This is a genomic window from Nocardia sp. alder85J (assembly GCF_020176955.2).
Classification (GTDB): Bacteria; Actinomycetota; Actinomycetes; order Mycobacteriales; family Mycobacteriaceae; genus Nocardia.
Window position 1 is genome coordinate 693,341 of sequence record NZ_JAIUCZ020000001.1, and the last position, 17,543, is coordinate 710,883.

A 17,543-nucleotide genomic window follows, 5' to 3' on the forward strand; every position below is an offset into this window, starting at 1 on the left:
CGACGTGCACGCGAATCAGGGTCGTTTGTGGAGCTGCCCGCCCTTCATCACGAACGGCACGTTCTGCAATACGGTGATGTCGCGGGACGGATCGCCGGGGACGGCGATGATGTCGGCGAGATATCCCGGCGCGAGCCGGCCGAGTTCGTCCTCGGCGGCGATCAGCTCGGCGCTGGTCACCGTCGCGGCCCGCACCGCCTGCGCCGGGGTCATCCCGCGCCGCACCAGCGCGCTCAGCTCGTCCGCGTTGCGGCCGTGCGGGATCGCCGGGGCGTCGGTGCCGCAGGCGATCCGCACTCCGGCCGCGATCGCCTTCGGCAGCATTTCCTGCGCGCGCGGGAACACCTCCGCCGCCTTGCGGCGCAGTTCCGGGGCCACCCGGTCCACGGCCAGCGCCTCGGTGAGATAGGTGGTCGAGACCAGGAAGGTGCCGTGGTCCACCATCATCTGCAACGTCTCGTCGGAGGCCAGGAAGCCGTGCTCGATGCAGTCGATCCCGGCCCGGATGCAGGCGCGGATCGCGGTGTCGCCCACCGCATGCGCGGCCACCCGCAGCCCGGCCCGGTGCGCCTCGTCGGCGATCGCCACGAACTCCTCGTCGGAGTACTGCTGCGAGCCCGGAGAAGTGCTGTGCGACATCACCCCGCCGGAGGCCGACACCTTGATCACCTTGGCGCCGTGGCGAACCTGATACCGCACGCAGGCCCGCACGTCCGGCACCCCGTTGGCGATGCCCTCCGCGACACCGAGCGGCATGATCCCCGGCGCCAGCCGCTGGAACACCGTCGGATCCAGATGCCCGCCGTACGGGGTCACCGCATGGCCCGCGGGCACGATCCGCGGTCCCGGATGCCAGCCCTGGTCGATCGCTCGCTGCAAGGCCACGTCCAGCAGATAGCCGCCGGTCTTGACCATCAGGCCGAGGTTGCGCACGGTGGTGAAACCGGCGTCCAGGGTGGTCCGGGCGTTCACCGCGCCGCGCAGCGTGCGGTAGACCGGATCGTCCTGGACCCCGTGCATCGGCAGCGGCAGGCCCTCCGGTCCGCCCGGCCCGCCGATGAGCAGGTTCAGCTCCATGTCCATCAGGCCCGGCAGCAGTGTGACATCGCCGAGATCGATATCCAGCGCCGTATCCGGCGGTGGTGCAACGGGATTCACGGCGGTGATGCGGTCGCCGTCGATCACCAGCACGGCGGGCGTGTGGATCTGCCCGGTGTCGGTGTCCAGCCACCGCGCGGCGCGCAGGACGGTCGTCGTGGTCACGGGATCGGCTCCGCCAGGCAGTCCAGCGTCGAGGCGCCGGAATCGGGAATGCGCGGCTGATTCCAGCATTCGACCGGGAACGACACCGTGATCATGGAATACAGCAGATGCATCAGGTTCAGTACCTCGTCGGGCAGCTCGTCGAGCGAGAAGCGGTCGCAGTAGGTCAGCGCCGCCTCCGCGCGCACGGTGACGGCGTCGTAGAACGCCTGCATCTGGGGCATGGTGGCGGCCAGTCGCTTGGCGTACCGCTGCGCCTCGGTCGGCAGGCACCAGTCCGAGAACCGTTCCAGGTCGGCGAATTCCGGTGGCAGCAGGGCAGTGGTCATCGCTGTCCTCCCGCCGGTACGGCGGTGCGCTGCCGGTGGTCGCCGATCCAGGCGGCCACCTCCTTGTGCAGGTGGCGCAGCAGCACCTCCTGATCGTTGAGCGGGAAGCTGTGCACGGCCCGGGATTCCAGCATGCTCTGGGTGGCTTCCAGCGTATTGGCGTCCTGCAACCCGAACTCCTTGAACGACGCCGCGGCCAGCTCCTGGCCGACCCGCTCGCGCGGACTGCGCGGCTGCGGGAAATACAGGGTGCCCTCGAAGATGTGGCTGTTGAACGCCGTCGGCCAGTAGTGGTAGGTGAGATACCAGCCCTGGCCCCAGATCAGGATCACGAAATTCGGGAACAGCTGGAAACTGTCCAGCCCCCACGGATCACAGCCGGCCGGATTCAGCCCGGCGGGCATCGGGCCCAGATCGGGCTTCTCCCACGGGCCGAAAAGCCCACTGCGGCAGATGTCCTCGATCGGCTTGCGCATCTGCGCATCCATCTCCCAGGCCCGCACGCCGGAGGTACTGACCAGCCGGTGCGGGCCGTCGATGCGGTAGTGCGGCGCCTCGAAACCGGCCTGCGCGGCGGCCTTCGAATACTTCGCCGGCGACTGGTTCGCGTGCAGTACGGGGGCGTGATAGAACTCCTGGAAGGCATCCAGGTACAGCTTCCAGTTCGCCTTCACCTCCGAGCGGTAGGTCCACCGCGAGGTCATCGTCCCGAACGGATAGCCCTCCAGCCCGAGCACCATGGGGCCCAGGAACTCTCGCAGCGTCTGCTCGGGCACGGCGGCGAAGTTCACGAAGACGAACCCCTCCCACACCTCGCAGTGCACCGGCACCAGGCCGTAGCGGCTCTTGTCCAGATCGAAGAACTCGCCCTCCTGCTGGACGTGCGCGAGCGTCCCGTCCAGGTCGTAGCGCCACGCGTGGTACTTGCACCGGAACTGCCGGCAGAAACCGTGGGTCTCGGCCCGCGGATCGTCGTCCCACACCAGCTTGTTGCCGCGGTGGCGGCAGATGTTGTGGAAGGCGCGCACCGTGGCGTCGGTGTCCCGCACCACGATGATCGAGGTGCCGACCACCGCCAGCTCCTTGGTGAAATAGCTGCCCTTGCGCGGAAGTTGTTCCACCCGGCCCACATTCAGCCATGCCCGTTCGAACACAGCCGGTCGCTCCAGCGCGTGGAACTCGGGCGAGATCGAATCCTCGTAGGAGACCGGGCCGGTGCCCAGATCCGGATAGTGCTGGGTCCAGCTGCCTTCGGGCGGTTTGGGGAAACGGGCCATGTCCACTCCCATCGAATACGGATCGCACGGCGCCACCGGCGTCGCGGCCGGCCGGGATCGAGCCGGGTGCGGGCAGTCGAAAGCACACGCGCCCTTGCCCTTTGGGGAGGCTCACGGTCCGGTCGAGCTGACGGTATCCGGCCCACCCAATAATCGCAAGTACTTGATATTCTGGCCGGGCCGAGTTCACCGAGGAGGTCGCATGTACCGATCCGACGCGCTGTTCATCGGGGGAGAGTGGGCGCGGCCGAGTTCCGCCGCCACCCTCGATGTCGTGTCCCCGCACACCGAAACCACCGTCGCCCACGTCGCGGCCGCCGCCCCGGCCGACGTCGACGCCGCGGTGCGGGCCGCGCGCACGGCCTTCGAGGACGGGCCGTGGCCGCGCCTGGATCCCGCCGACCGGATCGCGGCGGTGCGGCGGCTGGCCGCGCGCTACGACGAATCCCGCGCCGAGATGGCCGATTCCATCACCGCGGAGCTGGGCGCGCCGGTCACTTTCGCGCGCCGGGCCCATGTCGCGTTGCCGCACAGCATGATCGGCGCGTTCTGCGATCTGGCCGCGGCCCATCCGTGGCAGGAGGACCGGCCCGGCCGCTACGGCCGCGACATCCGGGTGCGCAGCGAGCCGGTCGGCGTGGTCGCCGCGGTCGTGCCCTGGAACATGCCGCAGTTCCTCATCGTCACCAAACTGATTCCCGCCCTGCTGGCCGGCTGTGCGGTGGTCCTGAAACCGGCCCCGGAAACCCCGCTGGACGCCCTGCTCCTCGCCGAGTTGGTCGCGCGGGCGGAACTGCCGCCCGGCGTGGTCGCGGTACTGCCCGGCGGCGCCGACACCGGCGCGCACCTGGTCGGCCATCCCGGCGTGGACAAGGTGTCGTTCACCGGCTCCACCGCCGCGGGCCGGGCCGTGGCCACCGCCTGCGCCGCCAACCTGACCCGGGTCGCCCTGGAACTCGGCGGTAAATCCGCGGCCGTGGTGCTGGACGACGCCGACCCCGCGACCTTCGCCGCGGGCATCGTCTCGGCGAGCCTGTCCAACAGCGGCCAGCTCTGCAACGCACTCACCCGCCTGGTGCTACCCGTCACGCGCGCAGGCGAATTCGTCGAAGCGCTGGCCGAACGGATGCGCGCACTGCGGGTCGGCGATCCGAACGACCCGGAAACCCAACTCGGCCCGCTGGTTTCGCGACGGCAGCAGCAGCGGGTCGCCGACTACCTCGCGCTCGGGCAGCAGCAGGGGGCCCGCGCGGTCGTCGGCGGTCCCGGGCTGCCGGACGGCGTCGACCGCGGCTGGTACGTGCGGCCCACGCTGTTCGCCGAGGCCACCAACACCATGCGGATCGCCCGGGAGGAGATCTTCGGCCCGGTCCTGACGGTGCTGACCTACCGCACGGAAGACGAAGCCGTCGCCCTCGCCAACGACTCCGATTACGGTCTGGCGGCGGCGATCTGGACCGAGGACGCCGAGCGTGGCGCCGCGCTCGCCGCGCGCCTGCGCACCGGCACGGTCGGGGTGAACGAGGGCTACACCATGGATCCGATGGCCCCCTTCGGCGGTGTCAAGGCCAGTGGCTACGGGCGCGAACTCGGCCGCGAGGGCCTCGCCGGTTTCACCGAGCCCAAGTCGATCTCGGTAGCCGCACCGGCGTGAGCTAGCGGGCGCGCGCCCCGCGCAACAGCACGTCGATCAACGTCCCGGCGTCGGCCCGGGTGGTGGTCGTGCGCGTCAGCACCCGGTACAGCAGGCTGCCGATCACCGCATCGGCCACGGCCCCGACGTCGGCATCGGCGCGCACCTCGCCCGCGGCGACTCCGGCGGTGAGCCGCCGCGTCAGATGCTGCCGCACGGGCCCGGTGAGCTGCCCGTACAGTCGCTCGGCGTCGGTGTCGCTGTCCGCCGCCGCGGCCGCCAGCCCCCGGATCATCGCCTGATTGGCGGGGTCGGACAGCTGCTGGAACAGGGTGCCGACCCAGTCGCTCAGGTCGGCGGCCAGATCCCCGGAATCGGACAGTGGCCGGGCCTCGGGAACCAGATCCAGATAACCGCCGAGCGCGGCCTCGGCGACCACCTCGGCCCGCGACCGCCACCACCGGTACACCGTCTGCCTGCCCACCCCCGCGCGGGCCGCGATCGCCTCCATCGTCATCTGCTCGTACTGCCCGGCGGCCAGCAACTCGCGCACGGCCTCGAGGACGGCTCGCTGGGCCTGCGCGCTGCGCGGCCGTCCGCGCCGGATCTCTGACACGGATCGGAAGCCTAAATCACCGATCACCCGCCACCGGTGTACGGTCGCAATTACGATACAAAAATTCTCGTTATTCGAGGATGTTCCGGATCGAGGACAGGAGTTCCGATGGACAAGGACGTTGCCGTCGTCATCGGTGTCGGCGGCATGGGCCTGGCGATCGCCCGCCGGATCGGCAGCGGGCGCCGACTGGTGCTGGCGGATTTCAACGCCGACACCCTGGACGCCGCGGCCACCGTACTGCGCGGCGAGGGCCACGACGTGACCACCGAGGTGGTCGACGTGTCCGACGCCGTGTCGGTGCGCGCCCTGGCCGCGGCCGCCGCCGCACTCGGCCGCCTCACCCACGTCGCACACACCGCCGGCCTGTCCCCGACCCAGGCCCCCGCCGACCGCATCCTGCACGTGGACCTGCTCGGCGTCGCGGTGGTCCTGGAGGAGTTCGCACCGGTGATCGCCCCCGGCGGCGCCGGCGTCGTCATCGCCAGCATGGCGGGCCACATGGCCCCCGGCCTGCTGACCGCCGACCAGGAGAAGCAACTCGCGACGGTCCCCGCCGCCGAACTGCTGGCCCTGGCCGCCCTGGACGGCGTGGACAATCCGGGCCACGCGTATTCACTGGCCAAGCGCGCCAACGTCCTTCGCGTCCAAGCCGCCGCCGGCGCCTGGGGCGCCCGGGGCGGCCGCATCAACTCGATCAGCCCCGGCGTCATCTCCACCCCGATGGGCCAGCAGGAACTCGAGGGCGAATCGGGCACCCACATGCGCGCACTCGTGGACATGTCCCCCACCAAGCGCCTCGGCACCCCCGACGACATCGCCGCCGCCGCCGTATTCCTGCTCGACTCCCAGTCCGCCTTCATCACCGGCACCGACCTGCTCGTCGACGGCGGCGTGGTGGCCACCATCCGCTCACTGGTCCCGGCGTCGTAACCGGCGGGGGCTGCGTCCGACCCGGCATCGGCCGATCTCGGTAGGGCCGGAACCCGATCGGCCCCGCGTGTACCGCGGGGCCGATGGCGAATCCGGCTGAACGGCAAGAAGTGTGGACGACTGCGCGTCGACGCATCGCTCGCCGGTCACGACCGGACGGCCCTCCTCGGCGGTGACGCCGCCCCTCCGGGTACCGAGCGACCGCCCACGAGTATCCCCTCCCCGGTACCCGCGACAGGTTACCGGGAGTCGACCCGGAACGGGGTGATGGCCGACAGCTGACCGGCGTGCATCTTGTTCACCCACTGCGGGTCGGCCAGCAGGGCGCGGCCGAGTGCGACGATGTCGAATTCGCCGCGGCCGAACTGATCTCGCAGGATACGGAAGCGGTCGGCCTGGGCCTCGTCGATGCGGTCACCGCGGAAGACGCTGTCCACACCGACGGATCCCACCGTGATCACGGGCCGGCCGGTGATCTTCTTGGTCCAGCCGGCCAGGCTGAGATCGTCGGCGTGGCCGGTGAATTCGGGCAGCCAGTGCCGGCGCAGCGAGGCGTGGAAGATGTCCACACCGGCCTCGGCGAGGGGGATCAGCAATTGTTCGAGTTCGCCGGGGGTTTCGGCGATGCGGGCGGTGTAGTCGGCGCCCTTCCACTGCGAGAAACGGTAGATGATCGGGAAATCGGGGCCGACGGCCGCCCGGACGGCCGCCACCACCCGGGCCGGGAAGAAGGCCCGGCGGCCGAGCGTGCCGTTGTACTCGTCGGTGCGGTGATTGGTTGCGGCCCAGAAGAACTGGTCGAGCAGATAGCCGTGCGCGCCGTGCAGTTCCACGCCGTCGAAACCCAGCTGCCGGGCCAGGGTCGCCGATTCCACGAAGGAGGCGATCACGGCATCCAGGTCGGCGGTGGTCAACGGCCGGCCCACCACCTGGCCCGCATGGTCGACGCCGGAGGGGCTGACCGTCGGTGACTCGGGCTCGAAGGCGGGGGCGCCGCCCCGTGCCACGCCGGTGTGCCACAACTGCGGCACGATGGCGGCCCCCTCGGCATGCACCGCCTCGGCCACCGCGCGCCACCCGGCGGCGCTGTCCGCGCCGTAGAACCGCGGCACCTCGGCGACGGGCCCGGCGGCCGGACCGCGCACGTAGGTGCCCTCGGTGATGATCAGGCCCACGCCACCGGCCGCCCGCGCCCGGTAGTGCTCGACGTTCTCGGCGTTCGGAACCCCGCCCGGCGACTGTGCCCGGGTCATCGGCGCCATCGCGAACCGGTTCCGCAACCGCAGCGACCCCATCCGGAACTCGTCGAACAGGTCGTCGAGGGCCGGCACGGAACCGGTCGATTCGTGTGACGGCTGTGGCATGGAGCACATTCCTTCCCGGAGGGCGATACGACGGCGAACCACCGTCCCAACACCACCGGTCGCCACCGCATTCCCGGGTGGGCCGGGTGGGTTGCCAAGTGTGGTCGCCACCGCATTCCGCGGTTGTACTCGGCCGGGTCGCCGAGTGGGGTCGCCGCCTCGGTGCGCGGTGTACGGTGAGGTATGCAAATGCGTTCGGGCCGTGGGGAGTTCGGCCGGGCGGAGGCGCCGGTGGCGAGGCGGCGGCGGGTGTTCGCGGTCGTCGCGGGGATCGTGGTGGCCGTGTGTGTACTGGGGCTGCTGCCGCGCTGGTGGTCCGGTCGGGACGCCGATGCGTGGCTGCGCGGCGATCCGGTGCGGGTGCACGGGCTGGCCGAGGAGCTGGTGTCCTTCGAGGCCGACGACGATCGGCGCCGCGCCACGGGCGCGGCGGGGGTGGTCGACGGCATGTGGGGGTCATCCCGGTCGCCGCGGCCGCCGGGCTGCCGCTGACCCACCTCACGATGGCCTTCACCATCGCCCACCCGGGGGTGACGAGCGCGCTGCTCGGCACACGCACCATGGAGCACCTCGACGATGTGCTCGCGGGCCTGGACGTCACCCTGACCGACGAGATCCTCGATCGCATCGACGAGATCGTCCCACCCGGCACCGACATCGGCACCCTGGACCAGACCTACCGACCACCCGCGCTGACGGACCCCGCCCTGCGCCGCCGCCCGGTGGCCGCGCGCAGCGCCGCCTGAGCGCTCAGCGCCGAAGGTCATGGCTGCGCCCGAAGCCGGGCATGCAGTTGCGCGTACTCCTCCGAATCGTGGTAGCCGGGTGCGAACGGGGCCGGTCGGCCGCCCATTTCCTCGTATCGGGCCGCCATCGGCCTCAGCTCGAACAGGTCCAGTGGGTCGGTGTCCGCGCCGGAGCGCGCGAGCGTCCGCTGCCAGCGCCCGTATCGTTGGCTGCCGGCCCGGACCTCGTCGGTCCACTGCGCTGACGACGCCAGCAGATCGTTGTCGAATTCGGTGACGGCGCTGGGAGATTCGCCCGCCTGTTCCAGGGCGAAATTCATCAGGATTCGAGAGTGCCTGCCGTGGAAATCGCCTCGCCAGGCGTGGGCGCTGATGAATCGCTTCTGCAATTCGGCCGCACCCCGGTACGGGTCGAATCCGGGTTGTCTTCTCGCGTCGTTGTATCCCTCGCTGAGGGACTCGTGAAATTCCCGCGTGCCCTCCACACTGCCGAAGGTCGGGTAGACGATCACGTCCTTGCTCGGCAGTTGCAGTCCGGGCTCCAGGTATGCCTGGAGGGGATCGGCCCGGACGGCGGCCAGTTCTTCTTCCCGTCAGCGGCTCGGTCACCTGGCGGAGTTCGCGGGCTCCGGGCTGTCCTTCGGCACTGGGGTGCACCACGATTCCGTAGGGTTCGGAGCGCAGCGGTCCCGGGACATGGGTCAACAGCGGGTTCTCCTCGATGGCGGCCAGTTCGTTCGCCGTCAGCGGGCGGCTCAATTGACCGGAACCCAGGCGCAGCGGACCGATCATCGTCCCGGCGTTCTCCGGATCGTGCCGGATTCTCAGCCGTACGTGGACTTCTCGCATGAGGTCCACCGACATGTCCTGGTCGAGGTTCCGTCGTGCGTACAGCCGGGCATCCAGCCAGCTCGCCCACCCTTCGGGTCCGTCGAACACCGTTTCCGGCCGCACCTGGCGGCCGATGAGCGCGATATCGCGGAATTTGTCCTCCATGTACAGGCTGACTTCGAGCATCCGCTCGGCCTCGGTGTGGATACCGTGTGCCTGTTCCAGCCGGCGAATCTGTTCCTCGATCGGCAGATCGAGAAAGCCGTCCTCGGCGGTCGGGTCGGGCAGCTCCCGGAACCGTCGCGCGTCGGCGCCGAATTCCGAAGGCGCGGTGGTGGTCTCACGGCGCGCGGCCGACCCGGCCCGGCGGAGGTCCGCGTCCGCGGTCGCATCGGACTCCGAGAGATCCTCGGCGGATCGGCGTGTGAGTGCGCCGAAGCGCCGGAATTGTTCGGCGACGGTCCGGCTCACGCGTTCGACGGTTCCGCCGAGGTTCTCGCCGATGCGGTCGAAGGCCCGGTCGAACTCTTGCTCCTCCACCACGGCATTCCGCACACGTTCGCAGCGTCCTCGATTGCACTGCCCGAGTGGGGAATTACAGTCGACTGCCGGGTGTCGTGTGGTCGATCCTGGACAACGCTGAACCGATCGAGACGGAAGGGGATCACGCGAAGCGAGTCGGCGCAGTCGCGGGCTGCGCGAATTTCCCTTCGCTCACCCCGGATTGGCCCGCCGCCCCAGAATCGACGCGACCCCCGCGGCCGCGGCCCGCACCGGGTTGGCGTGGGATTCGGGCCGGAAACGCCCCGCCGGTCCCGTCACCGAGATCGCGGCGACCGGACGGTCGCCGTCGAGGATGGGGGCGGCCAGGCAGACAATGCCGGTGGCGGATTCCTCGTATTCGTAGGCGATGCCCTGGTCGAGGATGTGCTCGAGTTGGGTGCGCAGCAGGCCGGGGGCGACGATCGTGCGGGGGGTGCGGCGGGGCAGGGGGCCGGCGAGGATGCGTTCGATACCGGCCGGATCCGAATGGGCGAGTAGGGCTTTGCCGATCGCGGTGCAGTACAACGGCATTCGGCCGCCGACCCGGGACGGCGAGCGGGCCTGGCGGTGGCCGCCGAGTTTGCTGATGTAGACCACCTCGTCGCCGTCGCGCACGCCGAGGTGCACGGTCTCGCCGGTGCGGGTGTAGAGGTCTTGGAGGAACGGGACCGCGACCTCCAGGAGGGTGCGTTCCGCGGCGGCGCGCATGCCCAGTTCGAACAGGCCGCGGCCGAGGCGGTAGCCGTCGGGGCCCGCCGCCAGCAGGCGCGCGGTGGTCAGGTCCTGGCTGATCCGGTGCACGGTGGCCTTCGGCAGTCCGGTCCGGCGGGACAGCTCGGACAGGCCGACGGCCCGGTCCTCGACACCGAACGACTCCAGGATCAGCATCGCCCGGCCCAGCACCGATTTCTCGTCCAGCTTGCGGTCCGTCACCACGCTCTTTTCCGCCCTCGGTTCGTTGAGTGGACCATTCTACTGGCCGGGCGGCGGTCGCCGGGCGTCCACTGGGTCAGCACACACTGAACAAGGAGGTCACTGTGTCTGTCAGTTCCGGCACCGCCGCGGTGCAGGGCTCGGTCGTCGAGGCCGCCGCTCGTCGGCTGGCCACCGCCGCCGCGAGCCGCGTGCCCTGCGCCCCCGTACGCGATCTGATCGGCCCCGAGGATGTCGCCACGGCGTATCGGGTGCAGGAAGCGTTCAACGCGGCCCGGGTGGGCGACGGCGTGACCGTCGTGGGCCGCAAGATCGGCGCCACCTCGCAGGCGGTGCAGCAGCAACTCGGGGTGGACCAGCCCGACTTCGGCGTGCTGTTCGCCGATATGGCCTACGGCGACGGCGACGAGATCCCGATGCACCGGCTGCTGCAACCGCGCGCGGAGGCGGAGGTCGCGTTCGTGCTGGCCGCCGATCTGGCCGACGGCCCGCTGGATGTGGCGCAGTGCCGCGCGGCGGTGGACTACGCGGTGGCGGCGCTGGAGATCGTGGACAGCCGCATCGCCGGCTGGGACATCTCCTTCGCCGACACCGTCGCCGACAACGCCTCCAGCGGCCTGTTCGTCCTCGGCGACCAGCGGCTGACCCTGGCCGAATTCGAGCCGGTCGAGGTCACCATGAGCATGCGCATCGACGGCGAGACCGTCTCCACCGGCAACGGCGCCGCCTGCCTGGGCGACCCGCTGAACGCGCTGTCCTGGCTGGCCCGGCGCGCCCACGAATTCGGTGAGCCACTGCGGGCGGGACAGGTCATCCTGTCCGGCGCACTGGGCCCGATGCGCCCGCTGTTCCCGGGCGCGACCGTCGTCGCCGAGATCGGCGCGCTCGGCTCGGTGGCGGCGTCCTTCACCACGTCCCTCGAGGAGGAGACCCGATGAGCCCCCGGACCAAGGTCGCGATCATCGGCTCGGGCAATATCGGCACCGATCTGATGATCAAGGTGCTGCGGCACTCCCAGGTGCTGGAGATGGGTGCGATGGTCGGCATCGACCCCGACTCCGACGGCCTGGCCCGCGCGGCCCGGCTGAAGGTGCCCACCACCCACGAGGGTGTCGAGGGCCTGCTCGCGTTGCCCGGCTTCGACGAGATCGAGATCGTCTTCGACGCCACCTCCGCGAAAGCCCATGTGCGCAACCACGAGCGGCTCGCCCCGCTGGGCAAGCGGCTGATCGATCTGACCCCCGCCGCCATCGGCCCGTTCGTGGTCCCGGCGGTCAACATCGCCGACCATCTGGCCGCGGTGAATGTCAACATGGTCACCTGCGGTGGCCAGGCCACCATCCCGATCGTGGCCGCGACCTCGCGGGTGGCGCCGGTGGCGTACGCGGAGATCGTGGCGTCGATCGCCTCGAAGTCGGCCGGTCCGGGCACCCGGGCCAATATCGACGAGTTCACCGAGACCACCTCGCACGCGATCGAGGCGGTCGGCGGCGCCGAGCGCGGCAAGGCGGTGATCATCCTGAACCCGGCCGAGCCGCCACTGATCATGCGCGACACCGTGTTCTGCCTGGTCGACGCGCCGGACCCGGACACCCACGACCGGATTCGCGACTCGATCACCAAGATGGTCGCCGACGTCGCCGCCTACGTGCCCGGCTACCGGCTCAAGCAGGACGTCCAGATCGACCCGATCCCGGCCGACCAGCCGGTGCACACCCTGCTGGCCGAGGGGGCCACGACCGTGCCCACGCACCGGGTGTCGGTCTTCCTCGAGGTCGAGGGCGCCGCCCACTACCTGCCCGCCTACGCGGGCAACCTCGACATCATGACCTCGGCCGCACTGCGCGTCGCGGAACGGATCGCGCACGAGAAGGAGACCCTCCGATGACCACCACGGTGTTCGTGCAGGACGTGACGCTGCGCGACGGCATGCACGCCGTCCGGCACCGGATCACGCCGGAGAACGTGGGCCGCATCGTGGCCGCCCTCGACGCCGCCGGAGTGGATGCCATCGAGGTGGCCCACGGCGACGGCCTGGCCGGTGGTTCGGTGAACTACGGCCCCGGTTCGCACAGCGACTGGGCCTGGATCGAGGCCGCCGCCGCGAACGTCACCAACGCGCGCCTGACCACGCTGCTGCTGCCCGGTGTCGGCACGGTCGAGGACCTGAAGCGCGCGTACGCGCTGGGGGTGCGCTCGGTGCGGGTGGCGACGCACTGCACCGAGGCCGACGTGTCCGCTCAGCACATCGCCACCGCCCGCGAGATGGGCATGGACGTCGCGGGCTTCCTCATGATGAGCCACATGGCCCCGGCCGCCGAACTGGCCGCGCAGGCGAAACTGATGGAATCCTATGGCGCGCACTGTGTCTACGTGACCGACTCGGGCGGCCGGCTCACCATGGACGGCATCCGCGACCGGGTGCGCGCCTACCGTGACGTGCTCGACGCGGGCACCGAGATCGGCATCCACGCGCACGAGAATCTGTCGCTGTCGGTGGCGAATTCGGTGGTCGCGGTGGAGAACGGCGTGTACCGCGTGGACGCGTCGCTGGCCGGGCACGGCGCCGGTGCGGGCAACTGCCCGATCGAGGCGTTCGTGGCCGTCGCGGATCTGCTGGAGTGGATGCACGGTTGCGACGTGTTCGCCCTCCAGGACGCCGCCGACGATCTGGTCCGCCCGTTGCAGGACCGCCCGGTCCGCGTCGACCGGGAGACGCTGACCCTCGGCTACGCCGGGGTGTACTCGAGCTTCCTGCGGCACGCCGAGGCGGCGGGACAGCGGTACGGCCTCGAGGTCCGCAGCCTGCTGATGGAGGCCGGTCGCCGCGGCCTGGTCGGCGGCCAGGAGGACATGATCGTCGACATCGCCCTCACCATGGTCGCCGAGCGCGAGGCGAACGCGGTCCCCGCCGCGGGCTGAGCTCTCGTCCGCGAAAGCGCCGGTCCCGCAGCAGTTCCGGGACCGGCGCTTTCGGTACCCGCCGGAACGGCGGCGCGCCGGGATCGGAATCGACCGTGGTGCACAATGCCCCGGGACGGGCTGCCGGTCCGGGGTTCGTTGTGCGCTGACTCACGTCGAGGGGTCCGGTGCGATGTCGGGAAAAGCCGGTGTTCGAATCGGATTTGATTGAATGACACGGTGACCGTGTCTCCCGAGCCCTCCGCGGCGTTGCTGCTGTATCTCGTCAAGCGGCTCGAGCTGGCCACCCGCGCGCAACTCGACGCGGTGCTGCGGCCCTCGGGAGTGACCGCGTTGCAGTACACCGCGCTGACCGTGCTGAAGCGCCAGCGGACGATGTCGGCCGCGGATCTGGCGCGGGCCTCGTTCGTGCGCGCCCAGTCCACCTCCGATCTGGTGAGCGCGCTGGAGCGGCGCGGGCTCATCCAGCGGTCCGCCGATCCGGCCAATCGGCGCCGGTTGCTGATCAGCCTCACCGCCGCGGGCCATGCCTTCCTGGCGCAGTACAACCCCATGGTCGAGGAACTGGAGGAGCGCATGCTCGCCGGGTTCGACGCCGCGGATCGCGACCGGTTCCGGGACTATCTGGTGGCCGGCCGCCGCGCCATCTCGGACGACCCCCGGGCCTGATTCGTGCCGAGGGCCCGCACCCGCCGAGGGGCGAGTGCGGGATCCTTGCCGCCCCACGGTTTTCGCGGCGGAACCGGCCGTGCGACGCTGCGCGGCCGGAGCACGGGCGGGACCGGTGGGACGAGAGTGGCCGGCCGGGCGTGGAGCGCGGCCACCCACGGGCCTACTGCCGTCGGTGCGGGCCGGGCCGCGGTGGATGGTCGCTCGAACCTGCTCGTGCTCGGCCTCGATGCCGATGACGCCTGCGTGCTGTCCGGTGCGGATTGCGCACGCTTGTGCATTATATGCCAATTACGCTAGAAGGTGACGGCCGTCACTGTCAACGGCTGCGACCGCAGATGGCACATCCAGGTCCGCGGCGCGATCGGACGGCATCGCCGCGGGTGGTGAGGCGGGATATCGCCGGCAGCGACTTGAGTCACCGCTCGCACGGGCCTACTATGTTCGTATAGCAACCATTTGTACGCATAGCGCACAATATTGCGCGCATCGCCGATCGTGACCGTCCGGGACATCCGGGCCGCGATCGTGGCGCGTGCTCCGGACCGCGGGCGTCGTCCGCGACCGCCGGCCCGGCCGCCGGTTCGAGGCACCGAATCCGACTGGGAAGCAGTCGGATTCGACAGCCACCGCATCCGGCGGGCAGGGATTTCGAGTGAGGAACGAGGGAACGACGTGGCCAGGATTACGTCCTTGGCGAAGGCGGTGGCCGAACTGGTGCACGACGGCGACACCGTCGCGCTGGAGGGTTTCACCCATCTGATCCCGGTGGCCGCCGGGCAGGAGATCATCCGGCAGCGCCGACGGGACCTGACGCTGGTGCGGATGACCCCCGACATCGTCTACGACCAGATGATCGGCGCCGGATGCGCCCGCAAGCTGATCTTCTCCTGGGGCGGCAACCCGGGTGTCGGCTCGCTGCACCGGTTCCGGGACGCGGTCCAGCACGCCTGGCCGGCGCCGCTGGAGATCGAGGAGCACAGCCACGCCGGCATGGCCAACCGCTACGTCGCCGGCGCCTCCGGGCTGCCGTTCGCGGTACTGCGCGGGTACGTCGGCACCGATCTGCCCACGGTCACCGACACCGTCAAGCCGATCACCTGCCCGTTCACCGGCGAGGAGCTCATGGCGGTCCCGGCGCTGAATCCGGACGTCTCGATCATCCACGCCCAGCGTGCCGACCGGAAGGGCAATGTGCAGCTCTGGGGCCTGCTCGGGGTGCAGAAGGAGGCCGTGCTGGCCGCCCGGCGCAGCCTGGTCACCGTCGAGGAGATCGTGGACGAACTGACACCGGTGCCCGGCGGCATCGTGCTGCCGTCCTGGGCGGTCACAGCCGTGGCCGCGGTATCCGGTGGCGCGCACCCCTCCTACGCGCAGGGCTATTCCGAGCGCGACAACGCCTACTACTCCGCCTGGGATCCGATCGGCCGCGACCGCGAGGAGTTCACCCGCTGGCTCGACGAGCACGTCCACGCTCCGTCCGGGCAGACCACAGCCGAGCGGATCGGAGTCCAGCCGTGACCACCGTGGAGAACGCCGTGACCGACCAGCAGTACACCTCCGACGAGATGATGACCGTCGCCGCCGCCCGCGCGCTGCGCGACGGGCAGCGCTGCTTCGTCGGCATCGGATTGCCTTCCACCGCGGCCAATCTGGCCCGCACCACGCACGCCCCGGACCTGGTGCTGATCTACGAATCCGGCACCCTCGGCTCGAAACCGGACCGGCTGCCCGCCTCCATCGGCGACGGCGTGCTGGCCGAGACCGCCGACGCCGTGATCAGCGTGCCGGAGGTGTTCAACTACTGGTTGCAACCCGGCCGCATCGACGTCGGCTTCCTCGGCGCCGCGCAGATCGACATGTTCGGCAACATCAACACCACCGTCATCGGCGGCGATTACGCGCATCCGAAGGTGCGGCTGCCGGGCGCCGGCGGCGCGCCGGAGATCGCGGCCTCCTGCGGCGAGGTGTTCGTCGTGGTCCGGCAGTCGCACCGGACGTTCGTCGACCGGGTCGACTTCGTGACCTCGCTGGGCCACGGCCGCGGCAACGGCGAGCGCGCCCGGCTGGGTCTGCGCGGCGCGGGCCCGACCCTGGTCATCACCGATCTCGGCGTGATGCGGCCGGACGAGCGCGGTGAACTCATCCTGCACGCCGTGCACCCCGGCGTCACCGTGGACCAGGTCCGCGCGGCCACCGGCTGGGAGCTGAAGGTCGCCGCCGACCTGGCCGACAGCGATGCCCCGACCGCCGCCGAACTGACCACCCTGCGCGCATTGAAGGCCAGATCATGACGGCCGCTCATCTTTACGACGGGCTGCGCACTCCCTTCGGCCGCTACTCCGGCGGCCTGTCCGGCATCCGGCCGGACGATCTCGGCGCGCACGTGCTGCGGACTCTCGCCGAGCGCAACGACCTCGACCCGGGCACGGTCGACGAGGTGGTGTTCGGCGCCGCCAACCAGGCCGGCGAGGACAACCGCAACGTGGCCCGGATGGCGGCGCTGCTGGCCGGCTGGCCGACCTCGGTGCCCGGCACCACCGTCAACCGGCTGTGCGGATCGAGTATGGACGCCGCCATGTCCGGCTCCCGGCTGATCGAAACCGGGGACGCCGCAACCGTCGTCGTCGGCGGCGTGGAGTCGATGAGCCGGGCCCCGTGGGTGATGCCGAAGCCCGCCAAGGGTTTTCCGGCCGGCAACGAGACCCTGCACTCGACCACCCTGGGCTGGCGGCTGGTGAATCCGGCGATGCCCGCGGCCTGGACCGTCCCGCTGGGGGAGAGCACCGAAATCCTCGCGGGCCGTTACGGAATCGGCCGCGCCGAACAGGACGCCTTCGCCGCCCGCAGCCACCGGCTGACCGCGCGGGCGTGGGCCGACGGCTTCTACGACGACCACGTGATCCCGGTGCCCGGCACCGACCTGGTTCGCGACGAATCGCTGCGACCGGAGACCACGGTCGAGACACTGGCGACCCTGCGGCCGTCGTTCCGCCCGGACGGCACCGTCACCGCGGGCAACGCCTCACCGCTCAACGACGGCGCCTCGGCGCTGCTGCTCGGTGACGAGGCGCTCGCCGACCGGCTCGGCCGGGCGCCGCTGGCCCGCATCGCCGGACGCGGCGCGGCCGGGGTCGACCCCGACGTGTTCGGCATCGGCCCGGTGCGGGCCGCCGAACTCGCCCTTCGACGCGCCGGAATCGCCTGGGGCGATGTGGGTGTCGTGGAATTGAACGAGGCGTTCGCCGCCCAGTCGCTGGCCTGCCTGGCCGACTGGAAGGACCTCGGTCCGGAGATCGTGAACGTCAACGGTGGCGCCATCGCCCTCGGGCATCCGCTCGGTGCGTCCGGCGCGCGCGTGATCAACCAGCTCGCCCGGGAGATGCGGCGGCGCGGCAGCCGGTGGGGACTGGCGGCGCTGTGCATCGGCGTCGGGCAGGGACTTGCCGTGGTATTGGAGGCACAGTGAGCGACAACCTGATCG

General features: G+C 70.7%; 18 protein-coding genes. 11 read left to right on the top strand and 7 right to left on the bottom strand.

The genetic code is table 11. The annotated features are described in order from the left end of the window. Window positions 1–15 precede the first annotated feature (15 nt). From LBW94_RS03215 to LBW94_RS03225, 3 genes are read right to left on the bottom strand one after another with little or no spacing between them, the layout of a single operon-like run. Complete coding sequence (locus LBW94_RS03215) at window positions 16–1,263, bottom strand: metal-dependent hydrolase family protein (RefSeq protein ID WP_225056323.1); 1,248 nt, start codon at window positions 1,261–1,263, stop codon at window positions 16–18. Next, window positions 1,260–1,592 (bottom strand): hypothetical protein, encoded by a 333-nt coding sequence (locus tag LBW94_RS03220; RefSeq protein WP_225056321.1) that lies wholly within the window; start codon window positions 1,590–1,592, stop codon window positions 1,260–1,262. The genes LBW94_RS03215 and LBW94_RS03220 overlap by 4 nt, the downstream gene beginning before the upstream one ends. Then, a complete protein-coding gene (locus LBW94_RS03225) occupies window positions 1,589–2,869 on the bottom strand; it encodes an aromatic ring-hydroxylating oxygenase subunit alpha (RefSeq protein WP_225056319.1) in 1,281 nt (426 codons plus the stop codon). The genes LBW94_RS03220 and LBW94_RS03225 overlap by 4 nt, the downstream gene beginning before the upstream one ends. Before the next feature lie 202 nt (window positions 2,870–3,071). On the opposite strand from LBW94_RS03225, the gene LBW94_RS03230 reads away from it, so the two are divergent. After that, window positions 3,072–4,523, top strand: coding sequence for an aldehyde dehydrogenase (locus tag LBW94_RS03230; protein ID WP_225056317.1), 1,452 nt, complete (start codon window positions 3,072–3,074; stop codon window positions 4,521–4,523). 1 nt (window position 4,524) lies between these two features. Here the strand turns inward: LBW94_RS03230 and LBW94_RS03235 are convergent, their stop codons facing one another. After that, window positions 4,525–5,118: a TetR/AcrR family transcriptional regulator gene (locus LBW94_RS03235; protein WP_225056315.1), complete on the bottom strand. Its 594-nt coding sequence runs from the start codon at window positions 5,116–5,118 to the stop codon at window positions 4,525–4,527. A gap of 108 nt (window positions 5,119–5,226) precedes the next feature. On the opposite strand from LBW94_RS03235, the gene LBW94_RS03240 reads away from it, so the two are divergent. Further along, window positions 5,227–6,051 carry an SDR family oxidoreductase gene (locus LBW94_RS03240; RefSeq protein WP_225056307.1) on the top strand — a complete coding sequence of 275 codons (825 nt, stop codon included), beginning with the start codon at window positions 5,227–5,229 and terminating at the stop codon, window positions 6,049–6,051. Window positions 6,052–6,290: 239 nt separating this feature from the next. Here LBW94_RS03240 and LBW94_RS03245 read toward each other — a convergent pair whose 3' ends face one another. After that, a complete protein-coding gene (locus tag LBW94_RS03245) occupies window positions 6,291–7,415 on the bottom strand; it encodes an NADH:flavin oxidoreductase (RefSeq protein ID WP_225056305.1) in 1,125 nt (374 codons plus the stop codon). A 189-nt stretch (window positions 7,416–7,604) separates the two neighbouring features. Between LBW94_RS03245 and LBW94_RS03250 the strand changes: the two genes are divergently transcribed. Next, window positions 7,605–7,907, top strand: coding sequence for a hypothetical protein (locus LBW94_RS03250; protein WP_266269718.1), 303 nt, complete (start codon window positions 7,605–7,607; stop codon window positions 7,905–7,907). Beyond that, the gene (locus LBW94_RS03255) at window positions 7,865–8,161 is read left to right on the top strand and encodes an aldo/keto reductase (RefSeq protein ID WP_323137789.1); all 297 of its coding nucleotides are present in this window, start codon (window positions 7,865–7,867) and stop codon (window positions 8,159–8,161) included. Before LBW94_RS03250 ends, LBW94_RS03255 begins: the two co-directional genes overlap by 43 nt. 17 nt (window positions 8,162–8,178) lie before the next feature. On the opposite strand, the gene LBW94_RS03260 is transcribed toward LBW94_RS03255, so the two are convergent. Together LBW94_RS03260 and LBW94_RS03265 are read right to left on the bottom strand one after the other, a co-directional pair. After that, complete coding sequence (locus LBW94_RS03260; protein WP_225056302.1) at window positions 8,179–8,673, bottom strand: hypothetical protein; 495 nt, start codon at window positions 8,671–8,673, stop codon at window positions 8,179–8,181. A gap of 1,033 nt (window positions 8,674–9,706) precedes the next feature. After that, a complete protein-coding gene (locus tag LBW94_RS03265) occupies window positions 9,707–10,468 on the bottom strand; it encodes an IclR family transcriptional regulator (protein WP_225056300.1) in 762 nt (253 codons plus the stop codon). Between the two features lie 104 nt (window positions 10,469–10,572). Between LBW94_RS03265 and LBW94_RS03270 the strand changes: the two genes are divergently transcribed. The 7 genes from LBW94_RS03270 to LBW94_RS03300 all read left to right on the top strand — a co-directional run bounded on the left by LBW94_RS03270 (window position 10,573) and on the right by LBW94_RS03300 (window position 17,528). Continuing rightward, entirely contained in the window at window positions 10,573–11,406 is an 834-nt protein-coding gene (locus LBW94_RS03270) for a 2-keto-4-pentenoate hydratase (RefSeq protein ID WP_225056298.1), read from the top strand. Beyond that, window positions 11,403–12,356, top strand: a complete 954-nt coding sequence (locus LBW94_RS03275; protein ID WP_225056296.1) for an acetaldehyde dehydrogenase (acetylating) — start codon at window positions 11,403–11,405, stop codon at window positions 12,354–12,356. Before LBW94_RS03270 ends, LBW94_RS03275 begins: the two co-directional genes overlap by 4 nt. Further along, window positions 12,353–13,390, top strand: a complete 1,038-nt coding sequence (dmpG, locus tag LBW94_RS03280) for a 4-hydroxy-2-oxovalerate aldolase (protein WP_225056294.1) — start codon at window positions 12,353–12,355, stop codon at window positions 13,388–13,390. Before LBW94_RS03275 ends, dmpG begins: the two co-directional genes overlap by 4 nt. A 219-nt stretch (window positions 13,391–13,609) precedes the next feature. Continuing rightward, window positions 13,610–14,059 (top strand): MarR family winged helix-turn-helix transcriptional regulator, encoded by a 450-nt coding sequence (locus tag LBW94_RS03285; RefSeq protein ID WP_225056293.1) that lies wholly within the window; start codon window positions 13,610–13,612, stop codon window positions 14,057–14,059. 693 nt (window positions 14,060–14,752) lie between these two features. Continuing rightward, window positions 14,753–15,580 carry a CoA transferase subunit A gene (locus tag LBW94_RS03290; RefSeq protein WP_255633972.1) on the top strand — a complete coding sequence of 276 codons (828 nt, stop codon included), beginning with the start codon at window positions 14,753–14,755 and terminating at the stop codon, window positions 15,578–15,580. 47 nt (window positions 15,581–15,627) lie between these two features. Continuing rightward, a complete protein-coding gene (locus LBW94_RS03295) occupies window positions 15,628–16,353 on the top strand; it encodes a CoA-transferase subunit beta (RefSeq protein ID WP_255633989.1) in 726 nt (241 codons plus the stop codon). After that, complete coding sequence (locus tag LBW94_RS03300; RefSeq protein ID WP_225056290.1) at window positions 16,350–17,528, top strand: thiolase family protein; 1,179 nt, start codon at window positions 16,350–16,352, stop codon at window positions 17,526–17,528. Before LBW94_RS03295 ends, LBW94_RS03300 begins: the two co-directional genes overlap by 4 nt. Window positions 17,529–17,543 lie beyond the last annotated feature (15 nt).

Coding starts and splice junctions, on each gene's coding strand:
- LBW94_RS03220 (WP_225056321.1), bottom strand. CDS start 1,592: ATGACCACTGCCCTGCTGCCACCGGAATTCGCCGACCTGGAACGGTTC.
- LBW94_RS03225 (WP_225056319.1), bottom strand. CDS start 2,869: ATGGCCCGTTTCCCCAAACCGCCCGAAGGCAGCTGGACCCAGCACTAT.
- LBW94_RS03230 (WP_225056317.1), top strand. CDS start 3,072: ATGTACCGATCCGACGCGCTGTTCATCGGGGGAGAGTGGGCGCGGCCG.
- LBW94_RS03240 (WP_225056307.1), top strand. CDS start 5,227: ATGGACAAGGACGTTGCCGTCGTCATCGGTGTCGGCGGCATGGGCCTG.
- LBW94_RS03245 (WP_225056305.1), bottom strand. CDS start 7,415: ATGCCACAGCCGTCACACGAATCGACCGGTTCCGTGCCGGCCCTCGAC.
- LBW94_RS03250 (WP_266269718.1), top strand. CDS start 7,605: ATGCGTTCGGGCCGTGGGGAGTTCGGCCGGGCGGAGGCGCCGGTGGCG.
- LBW94_RS03275 (WP_225056296.1), top strand. CDS start 11,403: ATGAGCCCCCGGACCAAGGTCGCGATCATCGGCTCGGGCAATATCGGC.
- dmpG (WP_225056294.1), top strand. CDS start 12,353: ATGACCACCACGGTGTTCGTGCAGGACGTGACGCTGCGCGACGGCATG.
- LBW94_RS03295 (WP_255633989.1), top strand. CDS start 15,628: ATGATGACCGTCGCCGCCGCCCGCGCGCTGCGCGACGGGCAGCGCTGC.
- LBW94_RS03300 (WP_225056290.1), top strand. CDS start 16,350: ATGACGGCCGCTCATCTTTACGACGGGCTGCGCACTCCCTTCGGCCGC.